General features: G+C 71.2%; 10 protein-coding genes. 4 read left to right on the forward strand and 6 right to left on the reverse strand.

Annotated features, from left to right (window positions below; genetic code table 11):
- Nucleotides 1–6 precede the first annotated feature (6 nt).
- The 4 genes from cyc2 to ABZ192_RS34190 form a co-directional block, all read right to left on the reverse strand.
- Nucleotides 7–2,172 carry a germacradienol/geosmin synthase Cyc2 gene (gene cyc2 / locus ABZ192_RS34175; protein WP_356928359.1) on the reverse strand — a complete coding sequence of 722 codons (2,166 nt, stop codon included), beginning with the start codon at nt 2,170–2,172 and terminating at the stop codon, nt 7–9.
- A gap of 121 nt (nt 2,173–2,293) precedes the next feature.
- Entirely contained in the window at nt 2,294–3,475 is a 1,182-nt protein-coding gene (locus ABZ192_RS34180) for a damage-control phosphatase ARMT1 family protein (RefSeq protein ID WP_356928360.1), read from the reverse strand.
- Nucleotides 3,476–3,563: 88 nt separating this feature from the next.
- Nucleotides 3,564–4,211, reverse strand: coding sequence for a ScbR family autoregulator-binding transcription factor (locus tag ABZ192_RS34185; RefSeq protein WP_356928361.1), 648 nt, complete (start codon nt 4,209–4,211; stop codon nt 3,564–3,566).
- Nucleotides 4,212–4,511: 300 nt separating this feature from the next.
- Entirely contained in the window at nt 4,512–6,311 is a 1,800-nt protein-coding gene (locus tag ABZ192_RS34190) for a S8 family serine peptidase (RefSeq protein ID WP_356928362.1), read from the reverse strand.
- Nucleotides 6,312–6,682: 371 nt separating this feature from the next.
- Here ABZ192_RS34190 and ABZ192_RS34195 point away from each other — a divergent pair, with 371 nt between their 5' ends.
- The gene (locus tag ABZ192_RS34195) at nt 6,683–7,618 is read left to right on the forward strand and encodes a lytic polysaccharide monooxygenase (RefSeq protein ID WP_356928363.1); all 936 of its coding nucleotides are present in this window, start codon (nt 6,683–6,685) and stop codon (nt 7,616–7,618) included.
- 17 nt (nt 7,619–7,635) lie between these two features.
- Here the strand turns inward: ABZ192_RS34195 and ABZ192_RS34200 are convergent, their stop codons facing one another.
- Entirely contained in the window at nt 7,636–8,277 is a 642-nt protein-coding gene (locus ABZ192_RS34200; protein ID WP_356928364.1) for a Tat pathway signal sequence domain protein, read from the reverse strand.
- A 696-nt stretch (nt 8,278–8,973) separates the two neighbouring features.
- Here ABZ192_RS34200 and ABZ192_RS34205 point away from each other — a divergent pair.
- The 3 genes from ABZ192_RS34205 to ABZ192_RS34215 all read left to right on the forward strand — a co-directional run bounded on the left by ABZ192_RS34205 (nt 8,974) and on the right by ABZ192_RS34215 (nt 11,486).
- Complete coding sequence (locus tag ABZ192_RS34205) at nt 8,974–9,645, forward strand: DUF6230 family protein (protein WP_356928365.1); 672 nt, start codon at nt 8,974–8,976, stop codon at nt 9,643–9,645.
- Nucleotides 9,645–10,103 (forward strand): DUF6114 domain-containing protein, encoded by a 459-nt coding sequence (locus ABZ192_RS34210; protein WP_356928366.1) that lies wholly within the window; start codon nt 9,645–9,647, stop codon nt 10,101–10,103. Before ABZ192_RS34205 ends, ABZ192_RS34210 begins: the two co-directional genes overlap by 1 nt.
- A 126-nt stretch (nt 10,104–10,229) precedes the next feature.
- Nucleotides 10,230–11,486, forward strand: coding sequence for a cytochrome P450 (locus tag ABZ192_RS34215; RefSeq protein ID WP_356928367.1), 1,257 nt, complete (start codon nt 10,230–10,232; stop codon nt 11,484–11,486).
- On the opposite strand, the gene tatA is transcribed toward ABZ192_RS34215, so the two are convergent.
- Nucleotides 11,443–11,691 carry a Sec-independent protein translocase subunit TatA gene (gene tatA, locus ABZ192_RS34220; RefSeq protein ID WP_356928368.1) on the reverse strand — a complete coding sequence of 83 codons (249 nt, stop codon included), beginning with the start codon at nt 11,689–11,691 and terminating at the stop codon, nt 11,443–11,445. The genes ABZ192_RS34215 and tatA overlap by 44 nt on opposite strands.
- Nucleotides 11,692–11,709 lie beyond the last annotated feature (18 nt).

Consider the following 11,709-nt stretch of genomic DNA (forward strand, 5'->3'; position numbering starts at 1 on the left):
GCCGCCTCAGCGGAAGGCGGGTACGGGCACGGCCGGCGGCCGGTCCGGGAGGAAGCCGTGGGCACGCCGGGACAGCCACTCGTCCTTGTAGCGGTCGACCTCGCGATGCCAGTTGAGGATGCCCGCCATCCAGTTCCGCAGGTCCGTCACGTACGTCCCCATGGCCGCGCGCGCTTCCTCCGTGAGCTGGAAGTCGTCGTACAGGATGGGCAGTTCGTGCTCGACGACGTGCTCGAACTGGCGCATGCGCTGGCTCATCAGGTCGTGCACGATGCCGAGCCCGGTCGGGTAGTCGCAGCCGAAGAAGGTCTGCACGACGAGGATCGCGTTGTGGATCTCACCCTCGAACTCGATCTCCTTCTGGTACGAGAAGACGTCGTTGAGGAGGCACGCGAAGTCCATCGCGGCGTTCTCCAGGGAGCGGACCGGGCCGCTGCGGTACACCTCGGGCGGGACGGCCGGGCCGTGTCCCATCCGGCACAGGCTCAGCGTGAGGTCGGAGCCGAAGGTCGCGCGGCGCATCTCCAGGTAGTCGACCGGGTCGGGCACGCGGTTCTGGAGCTGGTTGGACAGCTCCCACACCCAGCTCTCGGTCATGACGTTGATCGCGTCCTTGAGCGTGCGCCGCGCGTCGGGCGTCATCCCCGCGGTGGTGCGCACCCACAGGTCGAGCAGGGCGCGCTCCATGGCGTTGACCGGGAGCAGCGGCTCGTCGCCGTCGACGGGCATGCAGTCGGACAGGCGGGCCGTGGTCAGCCGGGCGGCGGCCAGGTCGCGGCGGTGGCCGTAGACCAGCGGGTAGTAGTCGTCGCCGTAGGTGCCCCAGGCGAGCCACTGCGCGCTGAGGTCGAGGGCCTCGGGGGTGGCGTCCGGGTCGAGGCCGGCCGAGCAGAGCGCGAGGTCGTAGGCCCGCAGCTTGTCCTCGTCCCAGACTCCCTCGGCGAGGATGCCCATCCGCTCCACCCAGTCGCGCAGGCTCCGGCGGGCGTTGTCCAGGTGCGGGCTGAGCTCCAGGGGGAACGGCATGCGGATGTCGGGGATCCGTGACGGCCCGACCTTCTGGTACGGCACGTGCGTGTAGGAGCGCAGCCGCTCCGCCCCGGCCGTGGCGAGCAGGGCGCGGACGTCGGCCGCCGAGGTGCCGATGCCGGTGCACCCCGGCCACGGGCTGCCGCCGCGCACCGCGTTCTCGTTCATGTAGCGGCTGGAGCGCAGATGCCACTCGTGACCGCCGGACTGCCAGTCCTGAAGTCCCTTGGTGTACGCCGCCACGGCCGCGACCTCGCCGGGAGTGAGGCCGTTCTCCAGGGCCACCGCGGGCACTTCGGTGAACGCCGTGTGCTCGAACTGGTGGAGGCGGGAGGTGAGGACGTCGTTCACGGTGTCCGCGGCCTCCTGGGTGGTGCAGCCGAAGAAGGTCTCCAGGACGAGCACACCGTTGCTCAGCTCCCCCTCGTCCTCGACCTCCCGCTGGTAGGAGAACAGGTCGTTGCGCAGGTGCACGGCGTCGGAGAAGGTCTCCATCAGCACCCTGAGCGGCCTGGACTCGGCCACGGACGCGGGCACTTCGGCCGTCGCGTACTCCACGAGGCCCGCCGACCAGGGGGCGCCGCCCACCTTGCGGCGCATCTCGATGTACTCGACGGGGTTGGCGATCCGCCCCTCGTTGATGTTGGACAGCTCCCACAGGGACTCGTTCAGCAGATGCTCGGTCGCCACGGCGAAGCGGCGGCGCCAGTCCTGCGACATCGTCGGCACCGTACGGGCCCACAGGTCGGCGAGGCCCGCCTCGACCGGGTTCTCCGGCTCCGGTACGGGAGTCGAGAGGTCCAGCGGCATGAACAGGGGCAGCCGGTCCAGGTGGGCCTTGCCGGCGAGGCGGTCCTGGCTGCGCTTGTACTTCTCCAGGAAGTGGTCGTCGAAGAAGAAGACCCACACGTACCAGTCGGTGATCAGGGAGAGGGCGGGACCGTCGCAGTCGGGGTGGGTGTAGGCGCAGAGCAGGCCGTAGTCGTGCGCGTCGAGGTCGGCCTGGTCCCAGACGCCGGAGCCCTCCAGCATGCCCATCTCGCGCGCCCACTCGGTCGAATGGGCCCGGGCCTCGTCGAGATGGGGGTTCAGCCGCGCGGGATGCGGCATGTAGAAGTGCGGGAGTTCGAACGGCTGCGTCATGGCCGGGCCCTACCCGGCGTCTCGCGGCGGCATCCGCCGGGCCGGACATGATCACACCATCGCGTGAATCGGGGCTGAATGCTGCTTCTCTCACGCGAGGTTGTGTGAGGTTGTGGGCCCCCTACGGGGTCCGCAGCTGGATCAGCGCGTGTGTGCCGCTGGTGCGCCAGCGCCGGTCCTCCGCCGCGACGAGTTCCGCCTCGGTGCGGGCGTCGAGGCCGGTGATGACGTCGGACTTGAGGGTGCGCAGGGCGGCGACGGGGCCGGGGAAGTAGGCGGTGACGTCCGCGAACGGCGTGGTCGGGGCCCAGAGGCGGTCGCCCACCAGGCGGCGGTAGTTGAGGTCGCCCTTGACGACGGTGAGCGTGGCCGAGGCGAAGTCGGCGCGCAGGTCGCCGGGCATCTCCTGGTACGGCAGCGGGGCGCAGGAGAAGGGGTGGGCCCGCAGAGTCAGGCGTCCCTCGGCCAGGGCGGACCACAGGCGCTGTCCGTACTCGGCGGCCGCTCCCCCGGCACGGGTCAGCCGGCGCAGGGCGTCGACGACGTCGGCGGTCGTGGCGTCGGAGACGTAGTACGGGTACGGCTTGACGTGCAGGACGGCCCGTCCGACACGTCCGTGGGCCAGCAGGTGGGCGATGAGGAGCAGGTCGGGGACGAGTTCGCGTCCCGCGTTGTCGGCGACGAGGCACAGGGTGCCCGTGCCGGTGCTGCCGAGCAGGGCCCACAGGCGGTCGCTGTCGTCGGCCACCAGTCCGGGGGCGGCGTCGGCGGCCCGTGCGCCCTCGGCGGAGAGACGGAAGCCGAGGTCGGCGCGGTTGCCCCAGAGGGAGCCGTGCAGCAGGGCCTGTGCCTGTTCTCCGGCGGGCCGGCCGGCGAGGTCGTCGAGCGCGGCCAGTTCCTCGTCGGTCTCACGGGAGTCGAGTTCGGCCAGTTTGGAGGGGCGGAAGGGGTCGATGCCCTGCCAGGGGCCGGGGCCGAAGTAGCCGACGGCCTGGAGCAGCCGACGGTAGAACCAGCTCTCGGACCACAGCCACGGCACGTCGAACCAGGACCGGCCGGTGTACTCACGCAGCCCCCAGCTCTCCCAGAGGCCGCGGTCGTGCGCGTCGGCGGGGAGCGGTTCGATCTCGCCCTTGGTGCAGTTGGCCAGCAGTTCGTCGAGCGCGCGGTGCTGCCAGGGCTCGTACGGGAAGGCCTCGCGCACCTGCCGGATGATGGCCGGGTGCCGCTCGGCCAGCACGCTGTGAGGGAAGGAGCCCGGCTGGTCGCCGAGGAGCACGGGTGCGGATGGGGTGTCGGGCATACGGCTCACCGTAACGCGCGGGTCCCCCTCCCGGCCGAACTGGCCGGAGCCTCGGCCGAGCCCGTTCGCAACGTCCTGCCCCGGACCGTCAGACCGGTGCCAGTTCGCGTTCCAGGCGGGCCGCCAGGCTCAGGTAGCGGGCGCGACGGGTGACCGGGACCAGACCGCGGATGAGGATGTTCCACATCTCGGCCGTCCGGCGGGGCTGGCGCGCGACGGGCTCGCGGGAGCGGCCCACGACCCGGGTGCCGACGAAGAAACAGACCAGGGAGTGGGCCACGACATCGATATCGATGTCCGGCTGGACGTCGGACTCCTTGACCGCGCCGACGAGCCGGGCCGTGACGATGTCCAGCCACTCCGTGAACGGATGGCTCAGGGGCGGACGGGGCCGGATCCCACCGGTGGCGAGCCGCAGTCCGGCCCGGAGGACCGGGTCCTCGACGGACATGCGGGTGATGCCGAACGTGAGGCGCATCAGCGCCTCCAGGGACGTGTGGCCGCGATGGCCGGTCTCCGCCGCCAGCCGGCGGGCGGTGTGCGACTGGAGTTCGAGGATCGCGTGCGCGAGGTCCTCCTTCGCCGCGAAGTGGAAATACAGGGCGCCCTTGGTGACCTGAGCGTGCTCCACGATGTCGCTGAGGCTGGTCGATTCGTAGCCGCGACGGTCGAACAGGTCAGCGGCGGCCGTGATGATCGTCGAGCGGGTCTGCTCGGCTCGCAACTGCCTCGCCATCGACTGAACTCTCCCGGGACGGAAATGAACGGGTCATGCCGTTTGTTTTTACCCCCCGTACACGATAACTCACCCTCAGACGGCGTTCACCACACCAGTGTGCCGGAGTGCGGGTGCACATCCGGCAAAACAAGCGCAACTGATGAAAGAAAACAGCGCGTTCGGTATCTAACTGTGGGGGTTGTGCGGCCGCACGTAAAGACGGGCCGACCGGTGCCCCATCCGCACCGGTCGGCCCGCCCGCTCGTGAGCTGCCCGTTCAGCGTCCTCGCCGAAGGAGGACCGGGAGATTCAGAAGGATCAGAAGGTCAGCTTCCAGCCGTTGAGCGTGCCGGTGTCCTGCGCCGCCGTGTCCTGGACGCGCAGCTTCCAGGTGCCGTTGGCACTCTCCGCGGAGGCGTTCACCGTGTAGGTGGTCTTCACGTCGTCGGCGGAGTCCGAGGCGGCGGACTTCAGACGGTACGCCGAACCGTCCGGCGCGACCAGGTCGATGACGAGGTCACCGCGGTAGGTGTGGGTGATGTCGACCCCGACCTGGAGGGCGGAGGGAGCGTTGCCGCTGCGGCCGGTGACGCCGATCGGCGACTCGATCGCCGCGCCGTTGTCGGGGATCGCGACGGCGGTGGTGCTGGAGAAGGTCGTGCCGGTGGACGAACCGCCCTTGACGGCCTGGACCGTCTTCGCGGCGTCCGCGAGGCCGGCGCCGCAGCCGCCGGAGCAGGTGCCGGGCAGCGGGCGGGCGTTGGCCTTGATGGCCGACTCGATCTGGGCCGGGGTGAGGGCGGAGTTGGCCGACTTCATCAGGGCGGCGAGGCCCGCGACGTGCGGGGTCGCCATGCTGGTGCCCTGGTAGTAGGCGTAGCTCTCGCTCGACGGCGTCTTCGTGCCGGAGTTCAGCGTGGACAGGATGCCGTTGGCGGTGGAGGTCCGAGTCTCGCCGCCGGGGGCGGAGATGTCCACGAGCGAGCCGTAGTTGGAGTACGAGGCCCGGCTGCCCGCGCGGTTGGTCGCGGCGACCGCGATGACGTTGTTGCAGTTCGCCGGGGACGCGTTGGAGACGTTCTGGTTCTCGTTGCCGGCCGCGACGACGACCGCGGTGCCGCGGTTCACGGCGCCGTTGATGGCGCTCTGGGTGGCGCTGGAGCAGGCGCCGCCCCCGCCGAGGCTCATGTTGATGACCTTGGCGACGTTGGTGTTGGCGGGGACACCGGAGACGGTGCCGCCGGACGCCCAGGTGATGGCGTCGATGATGTCGGAGTCGTAGCCGCCGCACTTGCCGAGGACGCGGACCGGGGAGATCTTCGCGCCGTGGGCGATACCGGCCACGCCCTTGCCGTTGTTGGTCGCGGCGGCGATGGTGCCCGCCACGTGCGTACCGTGCCAGGAGGAGTTGGACGCCGGGATGCCCGCGCCGCACTCGTTCGCGTTGTACCAGTCGCCCGGGTCGGCCGGGTTGCTGTCACGGCCGTTGCCGTCGACGGAGACGGCGGTGTCGGCGATGAAGTCGTAGCCTCCGACGATGTTCGCGGCCAGGTCGGAGTGCGTGACGTAGCCGGTGTCGATGACGGCGACGGTGACGCCGCTGCCGGTGGTCGTGTCCCAGGCGGCCGGGACGTTCATGCCGGCGGTCGCCTCGAACAGGTCCCACTGCTTGCCGTAGTCGGTGTCGTTCGGCGTGACGGCCGTCGGCTTGTTCAGGCGGTCCGGCACGACGTAGGCGACCTGCGGGTCGGCCTCGTACTGGGCGACGACGTCGGCGACGTCCGCACGGGCGGGGTTCGTGCCCAGGTCGACGAGGGCGGCGCCGGTGCCGAGGCGGCGCTGGAAGTCGACGTCCTCGCCGGTCTTCTCGGCCTTGGCCGCGGCGTCGGCGGCGGCGGCCTTGTCGGACTTCGCCTCGGTCGCGCCGGACTTGTAGCCGACGATGAGCCGCTCGGCGGGGGCGCCGGGGGCGGCCTCGGTCTGCGAGGCCGGGACGGCGGCGGGCCCGGGGGCGGTCTCCTGGGCGACGGCGACCGAGGCGGGGGCGGCGGTCAGCAGGGCGGCGGAGACAGCGGCGACGGATATCAGCTTCCGTCTGAACTCTGGGGAGATACGCACGGTCGTTGCCTTTCGTGGCCGGACTCCGGGCTGGGCGGAGCGGCGGTGGATGCGCTTCCTCGCTGAAGCGGAGGGGGGTGGTTCGAAAGAGCGACGCGGTGGCCGGCCAGGCGTGTGGGGAGCGACCCGTTCGGGGTTACCTGTGGGTCAGCTGTGGTCGAACGATAGGCAAAGGGCAGGTCATCGGGATACGGGGGAAACCCTCGATCGAGCCGGAAACAACCCTCTATGGCGGGCAGTTGGGCGCGAATGGCCCGCATTTCGAACAGGTCGTGGCGTGCTGAACGCGCCGGGCCTGTTGCCCGTATTGCACTACCGATCGCTCCATTGCACCACCGACCGATCCGGCCCGGCCGAGGAGACGCAGACGGATGTCCCGTACGACCGCACACCGCGCCGCGCTCGCGGCCGCCCTCGTGACCCCGTTGCTGCTGCCGCTGTGGGCGGCGGGTCCGGCGCGGGCGCACGGTGCGCCGACGGATCCCGTGAGCCGGGTGGTGGCCTGCTCCCCCGAGGGCGGCGACCGGGCGGGGTCGGCGGCCTGCCGCGCGGCCGTCGCCGCGAACGGCGCGCCCTTCACCGCGTGGGACAACCTGCGGGTGGCGAACGTGGCCGGCCGGGACCGGCAGGTCGTCCCCGACGGAAAGCTGTGCAGTGGGGGCCTGCCCGGCTACAAGGGGCTCGACCTCGCCCGCGCCGACTGGCCGGCGACCCGGATGACGCCCGGCGGGACGCTGACCATGCGGTACGTCTCGACGATCCCGCACACCGGCACGTTCCGGATGTACCTGACGAAGCCCGGCTACGACCCGGCCGGGCCGCTGTCCTGGTCCGACCTGCCCGAGAAGCCGTTCGCCGAAGTCACGGACCCGGCCCTGACGGACGGCGCGTACCGCCTCGAGGCGACCCTGCCGTCCGACCGGACGGGGCGGCACGTGTTGTACACGGTCTGGCAGAACAGCAGTACGCCGGACACGTACTACTCGTGCTCGGATGTGGTGTTCCCGGACGAGCCCGAGAAGCAGAGCCCGGACGAGCCCGAGAAGCAGAGCCCGGACGAGCCCGCGAAGCAGGACCCGGACGAGCCCGCGAAGCAGGACCCGGACGAGCCCGCGAAGCAGGACCCGGACGAGCCCGCGAAGCAGGACCCGGCCAAGCCCAAGGCGCATGAGAGGGAGAGCAGCCCGGTGGCCTCCCCCTCCGAACCCCCCTCCGGCCCGTCCACGCCCATGCTGGCGGGCGGCGCCGCGGCGGTGCTGGTGCTCACCGGCGGCGCCGCCCTGGCGACACGGCTGCGTCGGCGCTGAACCGACGCTCATGGCCGTCAGTTGACGTTGACGGCGACGCCTCCCTTGGTCACCGGGGCGTACTTGGCCGTGAAGAAGGCGTTGGCGAAGCACAACGAGGAGCCGGACGCCTTCGTGAACTGCTGGTTGGTGAAGGAGATGCTGTTGTCGGCGTTGTCCGCCTTGCCGGTCAGGCTGGGGGCCCGGTAGACGCAGTTGATGGTGCCGAGCAGGGTGCGCAGCCTGACGGTGGACTGGATGACGGAGCCCTCGGCCGGGGTCACGGAGACGGTGCCGTCCGAGGACACGCTGGTGGAGTAGGGCAGGTTGTCGACGGTGATGCCGCTGACGCCGAGCACTCCGACGACGTTGGCGGTGCAGCCGCTGGTGTCGAAGGTGTGCGAGGTCAGGGACTCGGTGGCGGTGCCGGGGGCGGCCGGGTTGTCGGTGACGGTGGCGGCGAACGCCGACGAGGTGCACGAGATGCCGCTGGTGCCGGTCGCGCTGGAGTAGAAGGTGGCGGCGGTGCCGCTCGCCAGGGAGGCGTTGAGGACGTCGCCGACCGCGACGGCCGCGCCGTCGGTGGTGGTCAGGACGGGGGTGTCGGCCGCGGAGGCGGGGGCGGCGAGCCCCAGGGTGGCGACGGCGGTGGTGAGGGTGAGGAGGGTGCGCGTACGCATGCGGGTGTACCTCTTCTCGTTGCGGGGTGGGGGTGCTGGGGACGCGGTTCGGCGTCCAGCCGTTGCCGGCCCGTTACGCCTTCTCCGTACGTGACGGACCGGCAACGGCAGACCGGTGACCGGCCGGAGGCACGCACGGGGACGGGCCGCCGGCCGGGCCGGGCGGGGGGTGGCTGGTGGCACGGCGCACTGGGGAAGGGCCCGTGCCGGTGCCGTGGAGGGTCGGACTCGGGCGATGGAAAGCCCGTGCGGACGCACCGGGCGGCGAGATGCCCGTACGGGACGAGCGGTTCCGGGGCACGCGGACGGTGCCGCGCGGCGGATCCGGCGCCACGGATCCGGTGAGACGAGGAGAGTTGTAGACCTGCCGGTCAGCCAACGTCAAGGCTTCGCAAGGGAGTTGTGCGTTCGCTGCGCCTTCCCGGAGGACATCGACTCACATGCGGCGCACATTCGACACTCTTTGTTCACACTTCCCTTGACCCTTCATGTAACCCCCGGTAACTTCCGAGTCGGCTACTGCGGCGTAACGAGAAAGCCCTTGCAACCGCCGGGAGTTGTGGGGAGACGTGCGTACGCGGTCGGTGTCCGCGCCAGGGCAACGTGCCATCGAAGTCGCACCGTGCAACCCATGTGCCGCCGAAGTCGCAACGTGCCACGCAGTCCGATCCGCACCGACATGCACCTGGAGCAGACATGACCTCCTCCGCCGAGCACACCTCCGACAGACCGGAAGGCACCGCCGCCGCGGACGCCGGTGACGTCCCCGCGCGCCGCGGGCGGGTCCGGGCACGCCGGGCCGCCGTGATGGCGGTGCCGGCCGCCGCGGTCGCCGCCGGCCTCGCGATCCTCACCGCCGAGGGGGCGCTGGGCGTGCAGTTCGCCATCTCCGGCATGCCGTTCACGGTCACCGCCACCGAGCTGAACGGCACCGGCTTCGCGCAGTTCGGCGGTCTGGACGAGATGGCCGAGGGCAGCCCCAACGCGGGTGACACCGGCGGTCAGGTGCTGGTCGTCACCTCCGTGATCAAGGAGGCGACGCTCACCAAGCTGTGCCAGAGCGTCGACCTGGGCGGCACGAACCTGGTCATCAGGGCGGGCGAGGGTGCGGCGAAGGTCCGGGCCAGCGACCTGACCACCGACTCCACGGAGCTCACGGGCGACGCGGCCTTCAAGAACATCGAGATCGGCAACGACGCCAGCACGCTGAACAAGGCCGGGCCACAGGGCCGTGGGCCGAAGGGCGTGTTCAGCCAGCAGTCCGACACCGTGCACATCGCCAAGCTGCGGCAGACCAACTACGCCACGACGGCCGGTGTGTTCAAGCTGCCCGGGCTGAAACTGGGCTTCAGCGGGTCGGGTTGCTGATGCCCGGCGGTCCACACGGGACGTTCCGGTCCGCCTTCCGCCAGTGGCGGGCGGGCCGGCCCTTCTGGGGCGGGCTGCTGCTCGCCCTGGGCGGGGCGGAGGTCCTGCTCACCCTGAAGGCGTCGCTGGACGTCATCCTGCACGTCGGCATGCAGGGCCTGGCCGGCTATCTGCTCCCGGCCGTGATGCTGCTGTGCGGCGTGCTGATCCTCTTCAACCCCTCCCAGCGCCTGTTCTACTCGGTCATCGGAGTGCTGGTCTCCCTGGGGTCCTGGCTGACCTCGAACCTGGGCGGCTTCTTCGTGGGCCTGCTCCTGGGCGTGGTGGGCAGCTGCCTCACCTTCGGCTGGCTGCCGGACCAGGAGCCGCGCGTCAGCAGGCGCCGGCGCAGGAAGGCGGCCCGGGCCGCGAAGGCGGTGGCTCAGCCCGTGGAGCGGGAGGCCGGCCAGACCGCTTGAAACAGGCCACTGCTTCTCCGCCCTCTGGCGCCGCCCGGCCGCGGCCACTTGGCTGGACGTGGCACGTACCGCCCCACGAGGCGTCCGCGTGCCCGCGAACCGCCGCCAGCCCAGGGAGAGAGTCCGATGGAGTTCACCCACCCGATAGTGATCGACCCGACCGGCCGCGACATCCACGGCGAGGCCGCCCGGATCCGCGAGCGCGGACCCGTCACTCCCGTCGAACTCCCCCACGGTGTCCCGGCCTGGGCGGTCAGCAGCGCCCCGCTGCTGAAGCGGCTGCTCACCGATCCGCGGGTGTCGAAGGACGCGCGCCGGCACTGGCACCGCTGGCTGGACGGCGAGGTCTCGCCGGACTGGCCGCTGTACACCTGGGTCGCGGTGCAGAACATGTTCACGGCCTACGGCACCGACCACAAACGGCTGCGCACCATCGTCTCCAAGGCGTTCACCGCCCGCCGCACCGCCGAGCTGCGGCCCCGGATCGAGGAGATCACCGCGGCGCTGCTCGACCGGGTCGCCAAGGCCGGGGCGGGCGGTGGGGCGGACGGTCACGCGGTCGATCTGCGGGAGGAGTTCTGCTATCCGCTGCCCATCCAGGTCATCGGCGAACTGCTCGGATTACCCGAGGAGTTGGGGCCCGAGCTGCGCGCCGTGGTGGACAGCGTCTTCCACACCTCCGCCGACGCGGCCGAAGTCGCCGACACCTACGCCCGGTTCTACGCCGTCCTCGGTGAGCTCGTCGCCGCGAAACGGGCGGCGCCCGGCGACGACCTGACCAGCGCGCTGATCGCGGCCCACGAGGAGGAGAGCGGTACGCGGCTCAGCGAGCAGGAGCTGCTCGACACGCTGATGCTGATGATCAGCGCCGGCCACGAGACGACGGTCAACCTGCTCGACAACGCCGTCCACGCGCTGCTCGCCCACCCCGACCAGCTCGCGCACGTGCTCGGCGGTCGTGCCTCCTGGGACGACGTGATCGAGGAGACCCTGCGGGCCGAGGCGCCGGTGGCCAGCCTGCCGCTGCGATACGCCGTGGAGGACCTGCCCCTCGGCGAACTGGGCGGCCCCGAGGGCCATGTGATCCGCAAGGGCGAGGCGATCCTCGCCGCGTACGCCGCCGCCGGACGCGACCCGGAGCAGCACGGCCCGGACGCCGGCACGTTCGACGTCACGCGCGCCGTGAAGGATCATCTGGCCTTCGGATACGGCGTCCACCACTGCCTGGGCGCACCGCTCGGCCGGCTGGAGGCGCGCGTGGCCCTGCCGGCCCTGTTCGCGCGGTTCCCGGGTCTCACCCTCGCCGTACCCACGGACGAGCTGCGGCCCGTGGACTCTTTCATCTCCCACGGCCATCGGTCGCTGCCGGTTCTGACGGGCTGACCGGCGGCGCGGCGGATCCGGCCGGATCTCCGGAGGCCGGGTCCGCCGCGCCCTCCTCCTTCAGCGCCTTCGCCTCGCTCTTGAGGATCCGCATCGATCGGCCGAGCGAACGCGCCGTGTCGGGGAGTTTCTTCGAGCCGAACAGGACGATCACGACGATCGCCACGATCAGCAGGTGCCAGGGCTCCAGTCCGTTGCGCAGCACGTCATGCCCTCCCTCTCA

It is taken from the genome of Streptomyces sp. NPDC006235, from assembly GCF_040613735.1.
GTDB lineage: Bacteria > Actinomycetota > Actinomycetes > Streptomycetales > Streptomycetaceae > Streptomyces.